The sequence below is a fragment of the Bradyrhizobium australafricanum genome (assembly GCF_020329495.1).
GTDB classification, from domain to species: Bacteria; Pseudomonadota; Alphaproteobacteria; order Rhizobiales; family Xanthobacteraceae; genus Bradyrhizobium; species Bradyrhizobium australafricanum.
Map to the genome: position 1 here is coordinate 1 of NZ_JAGKJL010000035.1, position 18,722 is coordinate 18,722.

Genomic DNA, 18,722 nt, shown 5'->3' on the forward strand with positions numbered 1-18,722 from the left:
CAAACCAGCGGGATGCTTTGACCCATGTCGCTCCCGATTTGTGCGAGCAATTTGCAGAACCGGCGACCAAGCCGCTCATCCTTAAACTCGCATCCCGCAACTTCCCGATCAACCCACGTCTCGATACCAGTCGTCAATCGCTGAGCACGCGCCCCGGCACGTTCCTTCACCAAGCCCATCGAGCACCCCGCGCTTCCGAATCAGGTGCTCAACAACGAATCACAACAGATTCTACCGATTCAAGATTTCGCCCGCCGCGCCTCGCTCAAATCCGAGTCAAATGTGGGTAATTGAAAGCCGGTGAAGGCCGCCTTGCCGAGTGAGGCTTGTTGTTGAGAACTGTCCTTAGGCGCATGCCCACATGCCCAAGTCGAACGGCTCGAAGTAGTGGACACAGGCCGGCGGCGGCTCTGGTCCGAGGATGAGAAGCTCAAGATCATCCTGGAGAGCTTACAGGCGCCGCGCCAGGTCGCGGCGACGGCGCGGCGATATGGCGGTTCGCGCTCATTGCTGATCCGATGGCGACGGTCGCTTCGTCGCTTCGCCCCGAGCCGAAGGATGCCGCCGATCGAGGCGAGGACGCAGCGCGCTGGTGCACTCTGTCGACCTTGCGATAACGTTTGAACATTTTCATCGCACGTAGGTGGTCTGGTCTCATCTACGACGTCAAGCCAGAAACAAAGCCAGCCTGGCTGCGGCGTTCAGATGTTTCCGACGACGTCAGCAACGCGATCAGGCGTTGCGCCGGCGATGCCGACGATGCATGTGCGGGGATTGCAGCGGTGTACATGGTGGCGAGCCCGCATCCTGGCGGCAAGGGGCCGGACAGCACGACGCCTTTGGTGCTGATGATCTCGGTCGATTGCGTGCAGCCGATCGGCCGCCGGTCATTGGACTCGGCCAGATATCGCATGGCGGTCGCGCCGTTTGGAAAGACTCTCAACCGATCGGCGACGACATCAGCGATATCTATTTGTGCGAGCAACCTGGCGACATGAATTCCGGCGGTCGATGCCTTGGTATCCGGCACGAAGATCGCGTCAGCGGCGAGCAATGCCGCGCGCAGGCTGGCCGCGTCGTCGGCGCTGACCAATGGATCGCCGGCCCGAACGGCGAGGGCGGTTTCAACCCGGCCGATGTCCGTGATCGAGCTGCGCAAAACCAGCCCTTCGTCAGCCAGCTTCGCGATCAGAGCGGCGGTCAGGATGACGATGTCGGTCGGTACGCCGGCGCGCAATCTGTTGGCCATGGCGCCGACCGCGCCAAAATCGCCGGCAATGCCGAGGCCGGTCTCAGCTTCAAATGCTGGCGCGAGGCTGCGCACCAGGCTTTGCGCCGCCCCGCCGCTCAGGATGTTCAACGTCTTCATGCGCCATGTTCCCTTCGCCCGTGGACTCGCCGCCACGTGCCTATTGGAGCTTGTCCAATCTCTTGACGACGTCTGCCCACTTCACGATATCGGCGCGCAGGAATGCGTCGAACGCCTCCGGCGTCATGGTCATCGGCGCCGCGCCCTGCGCGGCCCAGAGCTTCTCGACCTCCGGCCGCCTGATCGCCGCGTTCACAGCCGCGTTGAGCTTGTCGACGATCGGCTTCGGCGTGCCCGCCGGGGCCATCAGGCCGAGCCAGATCGTTGCCTCATAGCCGGACACGCCCGCCTCGGTCACCGTCGGAACGTTGGGCAGCACCGTCGAACGAGTCTTGCCGGTCGTTGCGAGCACTCGCACCTGGTTTTCGGCGACATTCGGCGCCATCGCGGGAACGGCATCGATCATCATCTGGACCTGGCCGCCGATGACGCCGCCGCGGGCTTCGCCGCTATTGCGGTAGGGCACGTGCACGACGTCGATCCCGGCCATGGCTTTGAACTGCTCGCCCGCCATGTGATACGGCGTTCCCTGACCTGACGAGGCATAGTTCAGCTTTCCGGGCTGGGCCTTTGCGAGCGCGATGAATTCCTGCAAGGTCTTTGCCTGCACGGCGGGGTGGACCACGATCACGAGATCCGAAGTGTTCAACGACGCGATCGGTGTCAGGTCGCGCATCAGCTCATATTTGCGCTGCGGTACCAGCGATTCGTTCGCGGTCTGGGTGTTCGACATCATCAAGAGGGTGTAGCCGTCGGCCAGTGCCTTCGCGACCTCGAGCGTGCCGATCACGCCGCCGGCGCCGGTGCGGTTCTCCACCACGAAGGGCTGGCCGAGGCTTTCCTGCAAGATGCCGCCGATCTGTCGCGCGACGACGTCGGCCGGACCGCCGGGACCGAAGGGAACGATGATCCTGACCGGCCGTACGGGATAGTCTTCGGCGTCAGCATATGAGCCTGACATGGACACGGTCAGCAACGCCGCGACAAACATCAAAGCGTATCGCAGGCTCGCCATTGACTGAATCCCCCAACTTTAGTCTTGTTTCTTGATCAGAAGTCTAGCTGCAACCTGAAGTCTCTGTCGACGACAGACTCCGTTTTCGCGCATCGGAATAAGAGCGGGAGGACGGTGTACTCAAACTTCGCCATCGCGTGCGGGGAATCATATGAGGAAACATCCTGGGCTATCGCGCCGCGACATGCTGAAGGGCGCGGTGCTGGCTGGGGCCGCCCTTTCAACGCGCGTGCTGGCTGCTGCGCCGCCAGCCGAACCGGTGACGCCGACGTTGATCGAGGCGGCGAAGAAAGAGGGGCAGGTCGTCTATTACACCTCGACCGATCTGCCGGTTGCCGAGAAGCTGGCAAGGGCATTTGAAGCGAAATATCCCGATATCACCGTGCGCGTCGAACGCACCGGGGCGGAGCGTGTGTTCCAGCGGGTCGGCCAGGAATATTCCAGCAACATCCATGCCGTCGACGTCGTCAATTCCTCCGACGCCGCGCATTTCATCGTGTGGAAGCGCGACGGCATTCTCGCGCCCTATGTTCCGGAGGAGGTCGCGAAATACTACCCCGAGGAGCATCGCGACGCGGACGGGCAATTCGCAAGCTTCCGGGTCTGGCTTTCGATCATTGCCTACAACACCAATCTCGTGAAGGCCGAGGAGGCGCCCCAGAGCTTTGCCGATCTGCTCGATCCGAAATGGAAGGGCAAGATCGTCAAGGCGCATCCCGGCTATAGCGGCACCATCATGACCGCAACCTATCAGATGCAGCGCGATCTCGGCTGGAGCTTCTTCGAGAAGCTCGCCAAGCAGAATATCATGCAGGTGCAGTCCTCGACGGATCCACCCAAGAAGCTCGATCTCGGCGAGCGTGCTGTGATGGCCGACGGCAACGAATACAACATCTTTCAGATGAAGGAGGCCGGCCGCCCAGTCGAGCCGGTCTATGCCACCGAGGGGTCGCCGATCATCGTCGGCCCGAACGGGATCTTCAAGGACTGTCCGCATCCGAATGCCGCGAGGCTGTTCCAGTCGTTCGCGCTCGGGCGTGAGGGGCAGCAGCTCAATGTCGAGATCGGCGGCCTCAGATCCGTCCACGCGCAGGCCAAGGAGAAGGCTGGACGCAGGCCGCTAAAGGACATCAAGACGATGAAGGACGATCCGGTGGCGGTGGAGCGGGAAGGGGAATCGATCAAATCGCACTACACCCGCATCTTCCGCGTCTGATGCGACGGTTCAGGCCAACAGCTGCCCGTCCGGGCGCCTGCCGCATGGCACGTGCCCGGATTTCGCGCTGGCTGGGTCAATAATGCCCCTCGGCGGAGGCGACGTTTGATGTTACCAATTTGGCCATGAACCAGCATGCCAAGGTCGATATCCGCCATTCAACCTGTCCGCACGACTGCCCGTCGGCATGTGCGCTCGACGTCGAGGTGATCGAGGGACGCTCGATCGGCCGCGTCAGGGGCTCCAAACAGCAGACCTACACCGCCGGCGTGGTCTGCGCCAAGGTCGCCCGCTATGCCGAGCGGATTCACCATGCCGAACGGCTGATGTATCCGCTGCGCCGGACCGGGCCGAAGGGCTCCGGCCAGTTCGAGCCGATCTCTTGGGACGAGGCGCTGGACGAGATCGCGGCGCGCTTCGATGCGGCGGAGCGGGAGTTTGGCGCTGAGTCGGTCTGGCCCTATTACTACGCTGGCACCATGGGGCTGGTGATGCGCGACGGCCTCAACCGGCTGTCGCATGTGAAGAAGTATTCGCGCTTCTACGGCACGATCTGCGCAACCATCGCGCGTATCGGCTTTGCCGCCGGGACCGGCAAGATCGCCGGTGTCGATCCCCGCGAGATGGGCGTCTCCGACTTCGTCGTGATCTGGGGCACCAATCCGGTGAACACCCAGGTCAATGTGATGACGCATGCATCCCGCGCGCGGAAGGAGCGCGGCGCGAAGATCGCGGCGGTCGACGTCTACAACAACGAGACCATGAAGCAGGCCGACATCAAGATCCTGCTGCGGCCGGGCACCGATGGCGCGTTTGCCTGCGCCGTGATGCACGTGCTGTTCCGCGAGGGATTTGCCGATCGCGACTATCTCGCGCGCTATACCGATTGCCCCGACGAGCTGGAAGCGCATCTCAAGACCCGCACGCCGGAATGGGCCTCAGTGATCTCGGGCGTGCCAGTCGAGGAGATCGAAGCCTTCGCGCGGCTGGTCGGACAGACCAAACGCTCGTTCTTCCGTCTTGGCTACGGCTTCACCCGCAGCCGCAACGGCGCTGCCCAGATGCACGCGGCCTCGTGCATTCCCGCGGTGACCGGCGCCTGGCAATATGAGGGCGGCGGCGCGTTCTTCAACAACGCCGCAATCTGGCGCTTCGACGAGTCGATCATCGAAGGCCACGACGCGATCGATCCCTCGACGCGGGTGCTCGATCAGTCCAAGATCGGTCGCATTCTGACTGGCGATGCCGAGGCGCTCCGGGGCGGCGGGCCGGTCAAGGCGATGCTGATCCAGAACACCAACCCAATGACGGTGGCGCCCGAGCAGGCGCTGGTGCGCCAGGGCTTTGCCCGCGAGGATCTGTTCGTCGCGGTGCACGAGCAGTTCATGACCGAGACGGCCCAGATGGCCGATATCGTGCTCCCGGCGACGATGTTCATGGAGCACGACGACCTCTATTACGGCGGCGGTCATCAGCACATCTCGGTCGGCCCGAAGCTGATCGATGCGCCCGGCGAGTGCCGTTCCAATCACGAGGTGATGCAGGGGCTGGGCCGCCGGCTCAATGCCGTGCATGCCGGCTTCGACATGACGCCGCGCCAGCTGATCGATGCGACGCTGAAGAAGAGCGGGCACGGCGACATCGACACGCTCGAAGCCGAGCTGTGGCGCGACCTGCAGCCTGATTTCCGCACCTCGCATTATCTCGACGGCTTTGCCCATGCCGACAAGAAGTTCCACTTCAAGGTCGATTGGGGCAAGGTGCCCGTCGGCACCGGCGGGCTAATGGGGGCGTGGGACAAGATGCCCTCACTGCCCGACCACTGGACCATCATCGAGGAGGCGGACGCACAGCATCCGTTCCGGCTCGCGACGTCACCCTCGCGCAGCTTCCTGAACACCAGCTTCAACGAAACGCCGTCGTCGCAGGCCCGCGAGGGCGCGCCGACCGTGATGATTCATCCCGACGATGCGGCGACGCTCTTGATCGCCGATGGCGACGCGGTGACGCTTGGCAACATGCGCGGCGAGACCACATTGACCGCAAAACTGTTCGATGGCGTTCGCCGCGGCGTGCTGATCGCCGAGTCGATCCATCCGAACAAGTCCCATATCGGCGGGCGCGGCATCAACATGCTGACCGGGGCGGAGGCCGTGGCGCCGCTCGGCGGGGCCGCGTTCCACGACAACCAGGTCTGGATCCGGAAGGTATCGGTGGCCGCATAAATCCTGCTTGCAGTCGGCGCCGATCCTGCCGCAAATGTCGGCTGACACCGGCACATTGGCCAAGAAAACAGGCAGGAAACATGACCGACAACAGCGTTCTTCTCGAAAAGCGCGGGCAGGCGTTCTGGATCACCATCAACCGCCCGGACAAGCGCAACGCGCTCAATGCCAGCGTGATCGCCGGCATCGCGAAGGGCTATCGCGAGGCGCATGACGACAAGGACGTGCGCGTCATCGTGCTGACGGGCGCGGGCGACAAGGCGTTCTGCGCCGGTGCCGATCTGCAGAACAGCGGCGCGGCGTTCTCGATGGATTTCTCGCGCCCCAATGTCGACTACGCCGATCTGCTGCGGCTGTCGCAGAATGCGACTAAGCCCGCGATCGCGCGGGTCGGCGGCGTCTGCATGGCCGGCGGCATGGGACTGTTGTGCATGACCGACATGGCGGTCGCCGCCGATCAGGTGATCTTCGGTCTGCCTGAGGTGAAGGTCGGCGTGTTCCCGATGCAGGTGCTGAGCCTGCTGCAATCGATCGCCCCGCCGCGCCTCGTCAACGAATGGGCGCTGACCGGCGAGCCGTTCGACGCCGCGACGGCCAAGTCTGCGGGTCTTCTCAACTACGTCGTGCCGGCAGCCGAGCTCGATGCCAAGGTCGATTGGCTGATCGGCCGCATCGTCGACAAGTCGCCGACGGCGATCCGTCGCGGCAAATACGCGATGCGGGCGATCGCCTCGATGTCATTCGATGAAAGCATCGCCTACACCGAAAGCCAGATCGCGCTGCTCGCGATGACCGAGGACGCCAAGGAAGGCCTCAAGGCCTTCGGCGAGAAGCGCAAGCCGACATGGACCGGGCGTTAACGGAAACCCAATCGAGGGTTTTCCTTTTCGGAATCGCACGCCGACTTGAGTTTTGAGAATCAAGCGTGTCGATTGCTCGAAACGACTGAAGAATGAGGAGCGAGCACGCCTTCTGACAAGAGGGTCGTTCTGGCTCGCTCCTCGCGGCGCTTCTTGGCGGCCACGATCAATTGCTTCCGCGTGCGTTTGGCGTAGGTGGGTAGTTGTAGTCTCGAGCGATGTCGGCCGGCGGCACGCAGTTCAGCGTCCGTAAGATCGCTGTCTGCGCCTTCGGTGAAGCCGCCGTGGCGAAAGGACGTAAATGAGAGCTCGTTCCGAAGTCCCGCTGCTATGATTATCTTTTTAACGACATGCCGAAGGTAGCGCAGATCCTTGCGCTCGGTGATCCACGGCAGAGGAGTAGGCGACCTGCGATGAGCATGATCACGGCGAAACGCCCGTCCTGAAGCGACTGAGTCTTTGAGAGCATCAAGCTCCGCCATCAACTCGGGGAAGAGCAGCACACTGTTCTCATCGACCAAAGGCCACCAGGCTTCTTCGCCATTCTTTGGGTGCATAATCCTCACGCTGTTGGGGCGTTCTTTCGGTCGATAGTGCTCGATTTCGAAGACTCCGAATATATGTTCCTCGCGCTGCAGCCACTCCCAGGTCAGCAATGCGGCGGTTGCGATCGAGTGGTACCCCAGTCTCTTTGCGGCGTGCCTGAAGGCGACAAGCTCTTCCCAGGTCGCGGTAGGCGTCTCTCGCACGGCCTGACCAGGGGCGCGCGATTTTAAGCCCATCCGCGAGAATGGGTTGATGGCTGGCACTTTCGTTTCTTGCGCGCGCTGACCAACGAACCAGGCGCGCCTGCAGGCGGTCATGGCAGCGTTTGCGAAACGCCGACGTTCGCGCTTGACGATGTTTCCATCCGCGTCCTTGTATTGAACGACGAGCAGATTTGCATAAACCGCATCGACAAATGCTTTGGAAAAATCAGCAATCTGTTTCGAGCCCGCGCGGCTACCGTCGTTCAATTCGTGGTTGGCGAATAGCGCCAGGCCTTGGTCGTATAAGCGTTGGGTCTTGAAATCGATTTCACGCCATCGGTGGTTGGCTTTGAAAACGGCGACAAGCCAATCAAAAGTGCCAGGCACAGGAGACGCCGGGACCATGTCGGTCAATCCGCCCGAACGCCAGCTGTCGAAGGCAGGCAGCAGAATATTCTTGGTTCTGTTGAGAGCGGTTGCATAGTCTTCTCCCAGTGCTTCAGCTGTGACAGGGCAGCCTTCCTTGCGAGCCCACGTTGGCGGCTCGAAGAAATATCCGCGTCGACCATTCTTCAATGACTTTAGCCTGCAATAGCGCGGAAGCTTCATTGCAGCGCGACCTTAACGTCTTGCCAGGGAGGCCAAATCCTCGCCTTCTGATCTGTCCAAATTGGTAGTTCTACGGGGCGCGGCAAAATCATCAATCGCGGCTCTTGACCAGACCGGTTGCCGCGCCCGCCCAATTCCACGATGGCCGATTGGAGGCGGCGCCTCGCCGCGGCCTACGGCTCGCGCGAGTTCATGGGTATTTGCGAAATCCAAATAGGCGGCGGCCATGTCGGCAAGCATGAGTGCAGGCCAGGCGCCGATGAGTGGATAACGAGCAGGAAGAGCGGAGCGGGATGTCATAGGCGTTAGCTCGCGCGTCAATGCTGCAATGATCTCGGTGCCGAATTCAGTAGAATGGCGTCATCATCCCTGGATGAGGGTCCTTATTCGTGCGACGCCTCGGAAAGCACGGAACCGGATATCCAAAGTCAAATTCGCCGCTAGCTTGGGGCCTTCTGGCATGCTGCCCTCCAGTCACATGGATGCTCTCCCGGAGCACGAGAAGGCTGCGAGGAAAAGAGCCATCAACAATTGGTGCGGTAATCGGCGGGCCTTGAGTGCGAAAAAGTGCCGGGCATCGATTGATGCGAGTATTCAACGGTGCCTCAAGTCGTTGAGGCCCTGCTTGAGGTTTGAAATATTCGATGGCAATTCGTCGAGAGAAAGTTCGGCGGCGCGCGCGGATAATCCGCTCGTTGAGAGGCATATGATTCTTGCGGGCTGTCAGTTCGAATTCCGACAAGTCCTATCGCTGATCCGACGTTTGGGGGCTTAGCAAGCGCTCCTTTGTCGGAATGGCGGGGCCTCTGACGGTAGCTGCTCCAATCGACGAGATCCTTCTCGGGGGACAGATTGGAATGAGGGTCAGAGCATGAGTACCGAGCGCTACGTACTGCAGACTGACTGACGATGAATCCTCTTGTCGGTCCGGCTGGGCGTCGCCCTTTCGGGCCGGGCTGTCGGCTGCGCTGAAACCCCGGGCTTCGCCCGGTTTTCACCCTTCGGGCTTCCATCCCTGACGCGATGGAGGCACCGGAGACACCAACCTGCGCCGCGCAAGCGCGAAAACGAACATAGAGAGGGAGAGTGCGGTCGCTGGAGGCCGTGACGGGTTGAATGTTGCGAGAGAGGCTCGCGGCGCCCGTCGCGGAGACCCGCAATGTCCAAATATCATCCCTCGGTGCGCGCCAGCCAGAACCGGGTGAGCCTGCATGACGAAATTACCAACAGAATCATCGCCGAACTGGAGGCCGGCCATGTACCCTGGGTTCAGCCTTGGGACGCTGCGGCTGGGACGGCGCCGCTAGCCATGCCCGAGAATGCGGCGTCACATCGTCCCTATAGCGGAGTTAATATACTAATACTCTGGGGTGCAGCCCGGGAGCGCCGCTTTTCAAGCCAACGCTGGCTGACCTATCGTCAGGCGCTTGCAATCGGTGGCCATGTCCGCAAAGGCGAGCAGGGTACTACTGTCGTTTATGCCGATCGCTTCGTACCATCTGATGAAAAGCGCCGTGTATCCGAGACCGGCGAGGAGGCGCACGCTGTTCCATTCCTGAAGCGCTTTACCGTCTTCAATACCGATCAATGCGTACTCCCAGCGGAAATTGCGACCATTGCGCCGCCGTGGCGACCTGGCATGATCGAGCCGACGGTCGAGGCGTTGATCAGAGCGAGTGGTATCGATTTTCGCATCGGAGGCACTCGAGCGTTCTATGCACCGGTGGAGGACTACGTCCAGGTGCCGCCGCCAGCGGCCTTTTTCGAGCCGATCAACTGGCACCGCACGGCGCTCCACGAGCTTGGCCACGCTAGCGGCCATGCTTCCCGCCTCGATCGCGACCTTGGTGGTTCCTTTGACACCAAGAGATACGCCTTCGAGGAATTGATCGCCGAACTCTGTGCCGCATTCTGCTGCACATCACTTGGCATCGCGCCGACCGTGCGGCACGCTGATTATATCGGTTCGTGGCTCGAGGTTCTGCGTGAGGATAACCGCGCGATTCTGCGAGCAGCGTCGCAGGCGAGCAAGGCCGCTGACTATCTGCTCGGCTTCATTCCTGAAATCACGGCAGCCCCATCGACCAGCCAGGCCGGCGCGAATGAGGAGGTGGTGTCATGAAGCCCTGATGACGGACGAGAGGAAGAGGGACGCGAGAAACGCCATGACGGGTTGGAGGCCGAGAGAGAGGCTCTCGGTCGCTCGTCGTGGTGAACTCAGATGACAGAGACTTCCGAAAGAGCAAAGCCGTTTCGCTCCGGTGATATTTCCGAAGATAGAAGGTTGCCTGATGCTTCCGAGCTGGCGCATCGCCTGTCGCGTGATGCCGAGGCGGTTTGTCGACACTATCTCTCCAATGGCCGACGCCAAGGACGTTATTGGGTGGTGGGAGACTGCAGAAACACTCCCGGTCGATCCCTGTTCGTACGGCTGAACGAAACGCTCCAGGGACTTGCAGGCAAGTGGACGGATGCCGCCACCGGAGAGCATGGTGACCTTCTCGACATCATTCGGCAGAGCTGCGGATTGGTTCATTTTCGTGATGTGGCGAAAGAGGCGCGACGATTTCTCGGTATGCCGAGGCCCAATCCCCAACCGACATCGATTCCTGGTCGCGGGGCGATCCGAGCCAGATCCGCGGAGGCCGCTCGTCGCCTGTTTGCCAAGTCGCAGCCGATTGATCGGACCATCGCCCAACTTTACTTGCGAGAACGCGGTATCGAACCCGTCCATGACGAAGGCGCGCTCCGTTTCCATGCGCGATGCTATTATAGGCCCAACGAAGACTCGCAGATCGAGGTCGGCCCGGCGATGATTGCCCGAGTGACCGATCTCAAGGGGCAAATCACAGGCGTACACCGCACCTGGCTTCATCCCTCGGGGCGCAGCTTGGCACTCGTCGATACGCCGCGACGCGCATTAGGCAATCTCTTGGGCAACGCAGTGCGCTTTGGAGCGCTTGATGACGTCCTGGTGGCGGGCGAGGGGATCGAGACCATGCTGTCGCTTCGCTGCGTATTGCCGACCATGCCGATGGTGGCGGCCCTTTCGGCCAATCACCTTGCCGGCATCCTCCTCCCGCCGTCGCTGCGGCGGCTCTATATCGCTCGCGATGCGGACGCAGCCGGAAGGGCCGCGGCGATGACCTTGACGACCCGCGCAGAAGCCGCTGGCATCGAGGCGCGCACTTTGTCGCCGAGGCTCGACGATTTCAACGATGATCTACGCGCCATGGCCGCCGTGGAATTTCGAACAACGTTGTGCGAGCAACTCGTTCCAGAGGACGCCGTCCGCTTCTTGTCTTTAGCTGCGAGCAAGCGGGGATAGCGGCGGCGAGTTCGGTCCCGATACCTTCATGCCGATCGGCTCAAGCTCGGTGTCGCTGGAAGCGGTCGCACCCGGCCTTCTAGAGGGCGATCGGACAGCAAGCGCACCGACCCGGCAATGGCCGCGCCCGGCTATTTTCCGCCGGCCCTGTGGGCCTTTGCATCGCGAAGCAAAATAGCCGGGTTTTGGCCATCCTCCGCTCCGCTTCGGCGCCCTCGGCTTAGGCCTCCGGGGTTCTGGCTCGGTCCGCGTGCCGTCTGGTGATCGCCACGAAGGCCGCGATGGGTGCGGCCGATCCGGCAAAGGACCTCTCACTATGACGACCGACCATGACGACATCGAGTTCGAACCCCGACATAACGCGTCACCGACCGACCGCATTCTTAGTGAACTTCAGCTTTACGGGTACCGTCCGTTCCACGGCGAGCCCGACCCAAGGCCGTTGCCCGAAGGTAAAGCGATCGCTGGCGCCGTCGCCGATATCTTCGACGCCTTCGTGGCAACTTTAAGCGACACCCGACTTGAGCCCGATCTGGAAGGCCTGCTCTGGTCGACCGTCAATCTCTTACATCGCGCGGTGGGCCGTATCGAGCACGGGCTCGACGACAATGAGCAGGCGCAGCAGAGGAGCCAACGCGAGCAGAACGGCTCGGAAGTGCGATCCGTTGAGCTCGAAAGGTTGACCGCCGACGGCATTTCACTGGTCGAACGCCGCAACGCCATGGAGCTGTTCCGCGACCTGGCTACTGAGCAATTTGAGCTTCACACCGGCTCGCCCTGGCGTCCTCGCGCCGGATCACTGGTCAGCCATCGCACGCCCACTGCCGCGATGATCGACAGCCGCGACTTCCTAGCCGCCAAGCATCGCGCAGAAACCCAAGCGATGCTGCCATCGGGGCCCAAGATCGCCCTTACCGGCGGACTCGATTTCAACGACGTTTCGCTCGTCTGGGGCCGGCTCGACAAGGTCCACGCGAAGTATCCCGACATGGTGCTGCTTCACGGCGGCTCGCCGAAGGGTGCTGAATTGATCGCTGCAAAATGGGCCAGCAATCGCAGGGTGTCGCAGATCACCTTCAAACCGGACTGGACGAAGCATGCCAAGGCTGCACCATTCAAACGCAACGACGCCATGCTGGCAGTCATGCCGATGGGAATCTTGTGCTTTCCGGGGACCGGCATACAGGATAACCTCGCCGATAAGGCGAAGAAACTCGGGATTCCGGTCTGGAAATTCGGCAAGGACGGCGCGTGAGCGCCGTCTTACTCGACTCTAGCCGAAAATCGGTTCGCGCAAGCAACGCGAGAGGTCGGTAGCCCGCTCATCGAAGCGAACTTCATGCGAAATGGTTCTTGTCTCGCGTTTGGATCTATGTGTCGAAATGCGCAGTATGGTGGAAGGCATAATCGTCATCTTTGAGTGCGAGACCACCACCATGCTGCCCTTGGATTTATCCTCGAGGTTATTGGGCTCAGTGTTTTTCTGGCGGACCTTTGCTCTCGTGACCCTCTCATTCTTCGCTGCACTTATGATTGGCTCCATGAGATACCCGCCTCGACTCGGTGGACGAGTGTCTTCCTTTGCCAGCGCCAGATCGAGAGTCGCTCGGATCGAGATGTCGAGCTGGATAGAGATATTCTTCGCAAGCCGCGCCTCCGAATCTAATCTGATGTACCATCAGTTACTCTCCGGTTTGCCCGAACGAATCTACATATAGTTGTTCTATCTTTGAGACCTCGTCCTCAGTAAGCGCAGCGAATTCATCCTCTCTTGCGCGCTTCGACAGCTTGCCCTGATTTTGTCTGAGGAAGCCGAATAGATTGTTCAGAGTCCGCTCCGGCATGTCGATCATGTTCTCGATGCCGGCGCGGAACATATCGAAGCTGACAAGGAAGTTGGTTTCGTTCGGAAGATCCCGCTCAATCGTCTGACGCACGCAGGCGTACAGAAACTCCGCGTGCGGTGTCGCATCGAAGAATCGGTAGAAATCTGCCGTATCGTTGAGAACCCTGACGTTGCCCCTTGGCGTTGCCTCCCACTGGATGCAGGAAAGCAGCCTGCCCGAATAGCTCCCAAGCACGCTCTTGTACTCGGCCATCCGATCGAGGATGGCCGAGGACACAGGAAAATGCACGCCCGCCGGGTTGAACCCCCGACGTGCGAGAACATGATGCATCAGATAGCGATGAATGCGCCCGTTGCCGTCCTCAAATGGGTGGATATAGATGAACCCGAATGCGAGCACGGCCGCCGCGATAACGGCATCGAGGTCATTCTCGGCGCTGTGGTCCAAAGCGATCAATCCGGCCATGAGCGATGCGATGTCTTCATGCCGCGCGCTGATATGGTCCGGAATGGGGCGTTGCGTGTCGCGGTCGTGCTCGCCGACGAAGCCGCCATCCTTGCGGAAGCCGAGCTTGACGAAACGCTCGTCCCCGATCAGGAGGCGCTGCAGGCGATGAAACTCCTGCTCGTCGAGCGGTGCGCGACCAGCTTCGCCAATAGCGCGGCCCCATCGCTGGATTCGATCCTGCGGCGGCCTTTCGCCTTCTATCACGTAGCTGGACTTCGAGTCCTTCAGCAGAAGGAAGGCGGCCGTGCGGGCGAGCAGATCCTTCGGCACTTGGCTCACGACGGCGCGCGCGCGATCTTTCCAGTCCTGCGCGATGAATTCGTTCAGCGCAGATGTCTTGAAGACGAGCGGACAAAATTCCGGCGTGCCGGGAAGGTTGTTGCGGACGCGATGCCGGGCCGAATTCTGCGGCGCACCTGCGAATTGGATGTCGGTGTCGACAGCATCCACATACGAGACCTTGTCTGCGGCAGGCAACCTCAGCTCATGGCCGAGCAGCCATTCGTACAAGAACCAGATGCGGCGCGTGTAGACCCCTGTCGGCTTCTGCCGCACAATTTCGGCGACGTCTTCGTCCTTGACGGCGAGGAAAAGCCGCTTCAGGAGGGCGAGATCCAAGCCCTCGTATTTGAGCGCAAAGGTCAGATGCCCCTCAAGCGAGGCCTCGGGCGCGTGGCGCGGCGTATAGATGTGCCAGTGGTCCTTTTCAATAATGCGATGCTTGGTGCCGATCGCCGAAAGCGTCCGGGGAACCGGGACGGGCAGATCATAGGCGTCGATCAGGGCGGCATAGCCGGCCGGAACCGCTGTCTCGGGGAGCCGCCGCTCATGAAAAACGCTCACTTGCCCTGAAAATCGTGTATTTGCGCTAGAGCTCATGAAAAATACTCCCGATTCCTGAATTTTCTTCGCTGAAAGCTCGAAAATTATCAGAGTCCGAGCATTTCATGAAAAATACTCAAAAATTGTTGTTTTTGTGAAAATTATTCACTGGCTGCTCCGCTCGCCAATCTGGCGATTCAGTCCCTGCAGGCGATTGGCCGGCGATGCCGAGCGTGCCGCAGGTGCGCTGCTCTTTCGAAGGCGTCATCTCCAGAGCAGCCACTCCCCTGGAGTTTGAAGACGGCCAGATCGAAAGAACATGCGAACGACACGTTCCCACGACGGCGCTGTCGCCCGCGGCCCTTGCGGCACCGTCACTGCGACCCGGCGATAACCCCGCGAAGCTCCGCATAGGTACGCGGCAGGCCAAGGGAATGCAGTGTCGCGCTGGTCAATCAGCAGCATTGAGGTCGGATGCCTTGTTCGTGTGATGACTGCGAACATCGAGATCGCTTTCTGGCGACCTACTCCGCCTTTGCCTTCGATCCCGTACGCTGCGGATGCGATTGGGTTCGCTGGCGTTTTCCCAGGTGCGCCTTCCTTGCCGTTAATGCGTCACCGTCAGCATATGTCCGATCTCCAGCCTGAGTCCTTGTGCTGTGTCGGTGTCGGCCGCCATGGTTGTCTTCGTCAGTTCGTTCATGGCGCGCGTCCAACGCAACCTCGAATGGGCTGATCAGGCCCGAGGGACGGCCAAGGCCTCGATCGCCTTCCCGCAACGGCTTAAGCCTGCTTTTTTCCCCTGCCGCGAAGTGGGCGGCATTCCTCGCGGGAGACAAAAAAGCAGGCTTGTCGCCGTCCTCCGCTGGCGCTGCGGGCCTGACGGCTGCGGGCCGATCGCTCCCCGGGCCAGGGATCGCCATCGAGGCCGCGATGGGCGCGGCCCGAGCAACCAACGGAGAGTACCATGGCTACTATCGGCACCTTCACCGCTTCGGACAACGGCTACGTCGGCTTCATCAAGACGCTGACGCTGAACATCAAGGCACGGTTCGCCGCATCCGAGAAGGACAACGACAAGGCGCCCGACTACCGCATCTTTGCCGGTGTGACCGAGTTCGGTGCCGCGTGGAAGAAGACCGCCCGCGACAGCGATCGCGAATACCTCTCGGTCAAGCTCGACGATCCGAGCTTTCCGGCCCCGATCTACGCCTCGCTGGTGAAGGTCGAAGGCGACGAGGGCTTCACCCTGATCTGGTCCCGCCGCAACGGCGACTGATCCCATAGGGGTCATCGGCCCCGCCTCCTCCGAGGCGGGGCCTTTTCCATCTATGTTGCCGCTTTGCGGAAAGGCAGGAAGAGCATCCAAATCCGAGGCCTCGAAAAATCATCGAAACCGTTCTGGGCGAAGAAAATCGCAAGCCGGAAGGAATCCTCGATTTCGTACAGGGCATTACTGCGTTTGCGCGCGGTAAGGCTCACCAGGAGACTTCGTCTCGAGCTGGAGGACAATGCAAGGCGGTTGACGGAGCTCGCCATCTGAAGACATGGGCCGCGTAACCGGACGTCGGTTGCGCGGTCTTGATTCAGGCATGGTGCGCCGCCGGCGATCCGGCAAGCTGGATCGACGGCGGAAACGCGTGTCCGCGTCCGGCGTTCGCGGGACCTCCGGCCCGGCGAGCGAAAGTCAGGGTTCGCGATCCTTCAAGATGGTTTCACTGATTCAATTGCTTGCGCTTAGTAGATTTTGATCGTTCGTTTCGCGCGTCTTCGTCGGGGAGGACGAGATCAACATGACTGACGCCCAACGTGCTAGCGAGTTCGAAAAGGGTTACCACAGTTGGATTACGGCGGCCGCGCTCCAGGTCACTGATATATTGCTGGGTGAAGCCGGACATTTCGGCGAATTTCTCCTGCGTGAAGCGTTTCTGCTTCCGCAGTCTCGCGAAATTCCGGCCGACCAACTTGCGCATGTCCATCGGCGCAAGTTGCGTCTTTACATACTATGAGGTTTATCTCCTATAATATGTATTTCGTATCGTTCGCTGGCAGAATCGGAATGAGACTAAAATGAGACGTATAAGCAATCTCGGCCCTCTAAGGAGGTCAGAACGCTTGTTGGAGTTCTCATGACCAAACCCCAACTGGATCCTGACGTCGCGGATGTCGCGCCAAAAGAGTCGGTGCTAACAGTTTATGACGAGCAGCACGTCATTACGTATATTCGCCTTCTACAAGCCGAGGGTGAGGGCGCAGACTGGCGGGAAGTCGCTCGAATCGTCCTGCATATCGATCCGGAGTGTGAGCCGGACCGGGCGCGCAACGCATACCAGAGTCACCTCGCGCGCGCGAAGTGGATGACCGAACATGGACGTCTGTTGCGTGGCACTGGGTTGAACTAGAAGAAATCCATTGACCAAGGCATTCCTTGAGAAATCGCCTTCTCCCGCCGAAGCGTGGTCATCTGGGAGCACCACGTGGTGCCAAACTAGGGACTTCCTGCAACTCGCCCGTTCACGATTATTGCACCGCAATCCTTGTTAGCTGCGTGCATGCGGGTGGAAGCAATGCCTGAGTTCGACTGGCGGTCGCCGGAATCCTATAAGAGTCTTCGGGATACAGAGATCACCGACATCGCTTGGGAATGTCTTCGTCGCAACGCGGATTATAGACGCGAGTACGAAGCGATGATCGCCAACAGCCCGGATGGCGAGGTGACACCCGAGTTCAGGAGGAAATGGGGCATCTGCTTTCGCCCATGACCCGCTGAGGTCGTTTACGGAGCAGACGATCTTTTGGGCGCCCGAGGTTCTGCCGACCGTCGTTCCGATCGCAATGACCGCGTTGCCCATTGACCGGGACGCAGCGTCTCATCCGTTGATTGATCTCGCAGCTGGCAAGGTTCGCCGTGCAGCCGACGGCTGGCATGCGGTGCTGCGCATCGGCACCGTGGAACACCGCGTTTGGTCAAGAGAAGCGCCAACCGTAGCTGCCCACTACGTGGTCGAGTTGTCGTTAGATGGCGACTTCGACGCGCGGGCGTACGCTGCGCGACGGCTGTGGCGAACCATGAGCGGGCGTACGCCAGGTCCTGCCTTTCACGAGATATCCAAACAGCGACGCGAACGGTTGAGCGCGGCTCTTCGCGCGCTCGATGCGCGTGGGGACGGCGGCACGTATCGCAGCATCGCAGAAGCATTGTTCGGCAGGAAGCGTATCCCCGACCGTGCCTGGAAGACACACGATCTGCGCAACCGGACCGTCCGCCTGGTGCAAACCGGCCTCGCACTGGTGCGCGGCGGTTATCGCCAAATTCTGCGACGCGGGCGCACAGGCAAATAGCATAACCCGCCTGGGGTATCGAAAATCGCCCCCTCAATCTTCGGCATCCCCCTCCGACATCGCGCTTCTCCATGATGACCGCACACACGCCGGCACCGAAATCGGCTCCGTGCTGTCACCCTGGAGTTCTCAAATGCCCGATCCAATGGCCGGCCTGCCGCCGCGCTTCCTGCGTACACCGGAGGCCGCACGCTACCTTGGCCTCTCCGGTCGCACGCTGGAAAAGCACCGCACATACGGCACGGGGCCAATGTATCGGAAGATCGGCGGGCGCGTCGTTTACGCGTTGGACGACCTGAAAGCCTGGGCCGACCTCGGCGCCAAAACGTCGACGTCTGATCCGGGCAAAGGGACTGTACTGCCGGCCAAGAAGCACCCGACGCTGCGCCCGTATGCGGGCCAGGAACGTCGCTGATGTCAGCGCGAGGACAGTGACAATGCGGCGCACACATCGCTCCGAGCGCGACGAGCTTGAGCTCTTTCGGGCGCAGCCCGGCGATCTCGTGTCACGCGACGCGCAGGATCTGATGGCTTATCCGTTGTTCTCGCTCGCCAAAACAAAGCGCATCGTGCCAATCGATTTCCGCGCGGGCGCAATCTCCATTCGCGTCGAGGCCGTGCCGGAACACGGCATGGCGACCATCCGGGATACGGACGTCCTGATCTGGGCGGCTTCCCAGATCGTCGACAGATGCGACACAGGCTTGAAGACCTCACACCTGATGGCTGCAACGCCTTACGAGAGCCTGACGTTTGTCGGCCGCGGAACCGGTGCGCGAGACTATGACCGGCTGAAGGCTGGTCTCGACAGGTTTCCGATCAGAAACCCGGTT

General features: G+C 60.9%; 18 protein-coding genes and 2 pseudogenes. 14 read left to right on the forward strand and 6 right to left on the reverse strand.

Annotation, left to right across the window (positions count from 1 at the left end; genetic code table 11):
• The coding region (locus J6525_RS27365; protein ID WP_225647044.1) for an IS4/Tn5 family transposase DNA-binding protein at positions 1-179 on the reverse strand (179 nt) is incomplete at its 3' end.
• 208 nt (positions 180-387) lie between these two features.
• Between J6525_RS27365 and J6525_RS47010 the strand changes: the two genes are divergently transcribed.
• Positions 388-624 carry a transposase gene (locus J6525_RS47010; RefSeq protein ID WP_225646972.1) on the forward strand — a complete coding sequence of 79 codons (237 nt, stop codon included), beginning with the start codon at positions 388-390 and terminating at the stop codon, positions 622-624.
• A gap of 34 nt (positions 625-658) precedes the next feature.
• On the opposite strand, the gene J6525_RS27375 is transcribed toward J6525_RS47010, so the two are convergent.
• Together J6525_RS27375 and J6525_RS27380 are read right to left on the reverse strand one after the other, a co-directional pair.
• Positions 659-1,369 (reverse strand): molybdate ABC transporter substrate-binding protein, encoded by a 711-nt coding sequence (locus J6525_RS27375; RefSeq protein ID WP_225646973.1) that lies wholly within the window; start codon positions 1,367-1,369, stop codon positions 659-661.
• 40 nt (positions 1,370-1,409) lie between these two features.
• Positions 1,410-2,330: a tripartite tricarboxylate transporter substrate binding protein gene (locus tag J6525_RS27380; RefSeq protein WP_376708567.1), complete on the reverse strand. Its 921-nt coding sequence runs from the start codon at positions 2,328-2,330 to the stop codon at positions 1,410-1,412.
• Positions 2,331-2,535: 205 nt separating this feature from the next.
• Between J6525_RS27380 and J6525_RS27385 the strand changes: the two genes are divergently transcribed.
• The 3 genes from J6525_RS27385 to J6525_RS27395 all read left to right on the forward strand — a co-directional run bounded on the left by J6525_RS27385 (position 2,536) and on the right by J6525_RS27395 (position 6,685).
• Positions 2,536-3,600 carry an ABC transporter substrate-binding protein gene (locus J6525_RS27385; protein WP_225646975.1) on the forward strand — a complete coding sequence of 355 codons (1,065 nt, stop codon included), beginning with the start codon at positions 2,536-2,538 and terminating at the stop codon, positions 3,598-3,600.
• Between the two features lie 125 nt (positions 3,601-3,725).
• A complete protein-coding gene (locus tag J6525_RS27390; RefSeq protein ID WP_225646976.1) occupies positions 3,726-5,825 on the forward strand; it encodes a molybdopterin oxidoreductase family protein in 2,100 nt (699 codons plus the stop codon).
• Positions 5,826-5,905: 80 nt separating this feature from the next.
• Positions 5,906-6,685, forward strand: coding sequence for an enoyl-CoA hydratase/isomerase family protein (locus J6525_RS27395; protein ID WP_225646977.1), 780 nt, complete (start codon positions 5,906-5,908; stop codon positions 6,683-6,685).
• A gap of 59 nt (positions 6,686-6,744) precedes the next feature.
• Here the strand turns inward: J6525_RS27395 and J6525_RS27400 are convergent, their stop codons facing one another.
• Positions 6,745-8,043, reverse strand: a complete 1,299-nt coding sequence (locus J6525_RS27400; protein ID WP_225646978.1) for a hypothetical protein — start codon at positions 8,041-8,043, stop codon at positions 6,745-6,747.
• Between the two features lie 1,159 nt (positions 8,044-9,202).
• Between J6525_RS27400 and J6525_RS27405 the strand changes: the two genes are divergently transcribed.
• From J6525_RS27405 to J6525_RS27415, 3 genes are all read left to right on the forward strand, one after another.
• Positions 9,203-10,165: an ArdC family protein gene (locus tag J6525_RS27405; RefSeq protein WP_225646979.1), complete on the forward strand. Its 963-nt coding sequence runs from the start codon at positions 9,203-9,205 to the stop codon at positions 10,163-10,165.
• A 99-nt stretch (positions 10,166-10,264) separates the two neighbouring features.
• A complete protein-coding gene (locus J6525_RS27410) occupies positions 10,265-11,371 on the forward strand; it encodes a DUF7146 domain-containing protein (protein ID WP_376708568.1) in 1,107 nt (368 codons plus the stop codon).
• Positions 11,372-11,687: 316 nt separating this feature from the next.
• Positions 11,688-12,626, forward strand: coding sequence for a DUF2493 domain-containing protein (locus J6525_RS27415; RefSeq protein ID WP_225646980.1), 939 nt, complete (start codon positions 11,688-11,690; stop codon positions 12,624-12,626).
• Between the two features lie 427 nt (positions 12,627-13,053).
• Here J6525_RS27415 and J6525_RS27420 read toward each other — a convergent pair whose 3' ends face one another.
• Entirely contained in the window at positions 13,054-14,604 is a 1,551-nt protein-coding gene (locus J6525_RS27420) for a Fic family protein (protein ID WP_225646981.1), read from the reverse strand.
• 910 nt (positions 14,605-15,514) lie between these two features.
• Between J6525_RS27420 and J6525_RS27425 the strand changes: the two genes are divergently transcribed.
• Together J6525_RS27425 and J6525_RS27430 are read left to right on the forward strand one after the other, a co-directional pair.
• On the forward strand, positions 15,515-15,826 hold the full coding sequence (locus J6525_RS27425) for a DUF736 domain-containing protein (protein WP_225646982.1): 312 nt from the start codon (positions 15,515-15,517) through the stop codon (positions 15,824-15,826).
• A 104-nt stretch (positions 15,827-15,930) separates the two neighbouring features.
• Positions 15,931-16,090, forward strand: a pseudogene (locus tag J6525_RS27430) (DUF932 domain-containing protein); the annotation flags it as partial.
• A 172-nt stretch (positions 16,091-16,262) separates the two neighbouring features.
• On the opposite strand, the gene J6525_RS27435 reads toward J6525_RS27430, so the two are convergent.
• Positions 16,263-16,526 carry a helix-turn-helix domain-containing protein gene (locus J6525_RS27435; protein WP_312009864.1) on the reverse strand — a complete coding sequence of 88 codons (264 nt, stop codon included), beginning with the start codon at positions 16,524-16,526 and terminating at the stop codon, positions 16,263-16,265.
• A 150-nt stretch (positions 16,527-16,676) separates the two neighbouring features.
• Here J6525_RS27435 and J6525_RS27440 point away from each other — a divergent pair, with 150 nt between their 5' ends.
• The 5 genes and pseudogenes from J6525_RS27440 to J6525_RS47980 all read left to right on the forward strand — a co-directional run.
• Entirely contained in the window at positions 16,677-16,949 is a 273-nt protein-coding gene (locus tag J6525_RS27440; RefSeq protein ID WP_225646983.1) for a DUF2285 domain-containing protein, read from the forward strand.
• 165 nt (positions 16,950-17,114) lie between these two features.
• Positions 17,115-17,309 carry a transcriptional regulator domain-containing protein gene (locus J6525_RS27445; RefSeq protein WP_168855975.1) on the forward strand — a complete coding sequence of 65 codons (195 nt, stop codon included), beginning with the start codon at positions 17,115-17,117 and terminating at the stop codon, positions 17,307-17,309.
• A gap of 73 nt (positions 17,310-17,382) precedes the next feature.
• Positions 17,383-17,889, forward strand: a complete 507-nt coding sequence (locus J6525_RS27450) for a DUF2285 domain-containing protein (protein WP_225646984.1) — start codon at positions 17,383-17,385, stop codon at positions 17,887-17,889.
• A 133-nt stretch (positions 17,890-18,022) separates the two neighbouring features.
• Positions 18,023-18,304, forward strand: coding sequence for a helix-turn-helix transcriptional regulator (locus J6525_RS27455; protein ID WP_168855973.1), 282 nt, complete (start codon positions 18,023-18,025; stop codon positions 18,302-18,304).
• A gap of 22 nt (positions 18,305-18,326) precedes the next feature.
• Positions 18,327-18,692: pseudogene (locus J6525_RS47980) on the forward strand (replication initiator protein A); the annotation flags it as partial.
• Between the last annotated feature and the right edge of the window lie 30 nt (positions 18,693-18,722).

What these genes read in the sequence shown, in the direction of transcription:
- J6525_RS27385 (WP_225646975.1), top strand. Translation starts at nt 2,536, where the DNA reads ATGAGGAAACATCCTGGGCTATCGCGCCGCGACATGCTGAAGGGCGCG.
- J6525_RS27450 (WP_225646984.1), top strand. Translation starts at nt 17,383, where the DNA reads ATGACCGCGTTGCCCATTGACCGGGACGCAGCGTCTCATCCGTTGATT.
- J6525_RS27390 (WP_225646976.1), top strand. Translation starts at nt 3,726, where the DNA reads ATGAACCAGCATGCCAAGGTCGATATCCGCCATTCAACCTGTCCGCAC.
- J6525_RS27400 (WP_225646978.1), bottom strand. Translation starts at nt 8,043, where the DNA reads ATGAAGCTTCCGCGCTATTGCAGGCTAAAGTCATTGAAGAATGGTCGA.
- J6525_RS27440 (WP_225646983.1), top strand. Translation starts at nt 16,677, where the DNA reads ATGACCAAACCCCAACTGGATCCTGACGTCGCGGATGTCGCGCCAAAA.
- J6525_RS27435 (WP_312009864.1), bottom strand. Translation starts at nt 16,526, where the DNA reads ATGGACATGCGCAAGTTGGTCGGCCGGAATTTCGCGAGACTGCGGAAG.
- J6525_RS27425 (WP_225646982.1), top strand. Translation starts at nt 15,515, where the DNA reads ATGGCTACTATCGGCACCTTCACCGCTTCGGACAACGGCTACGTCGGC.
- J6525_RS27410 (WP_376708568.1), top strand. Translation starts at nt 10,265, where the DNA reads ATGACAGAGACTTCCGAAAGAGCAAAGCCGTTTCGCTCCGGTGATATT.
- J6525_RS27375 (WP_225646973.1), bottom strand. Translation starts at nt 1,369, where the DNA reads ATGAAGACGTTGAACATCCTGAGCGGCGGGGCGGCGCAAAGCCTGGTG.
- J6525_RS27380 (WP_376708567.1), bottom strand. Translation starts at nt 2,330, where the DNA reads ATGTCAGGCTCATATGCTGACGCCGAAGACTATCCCGTACGGCCGGTC.
- J6525_RS27420 (WP_225646981.1), bottom strand. Translation starts at nt 14,604, where the DNA reads ATGAGCTCTAGCGCAAATACACGATTTTCAGGGCAAGTGAGCGTTTTT.
- J6525_RS27415 (WP_225646980.1), top strand. Translation starts at nt 11,688, where the DNA reads ATGACGACCGACCATGACGACATCGAGTTCGAACCCCGACATAACGCG.
- J6525_RS27405 (WP_225646979.1), top strand. Translation starts at nt 9,203, where the DNA reads ATGTCCAAATATCATCCCTCGGTGCGCGCCAGCCAGAACCGGGTGAGC.
- J6525_RS27455 (WP_168855973.1), top strand. Translation starts at nt 18,023, where the DNA reads ATGCCCGATCCAATGGCCGGCCTGCCGCCGCGCTTCCTGCGTACACCG.
- J6525_RS27395 (WP_225646977.1), top strand. Translation starts at nt 5,906, where the DNA reads ATGACCGACAACAGCGTTCTTCTCGAAAAGCGCGGGCAGGCGTTCTGG.
- J6525_RS27445 (WP_168855975.1), top strand. Translation starts at nt 17,115, where the DNA reads ATGCCTGAGTTCGACTGGCGGTCGCCGGAATCCTATAAGAGTCTTCGG.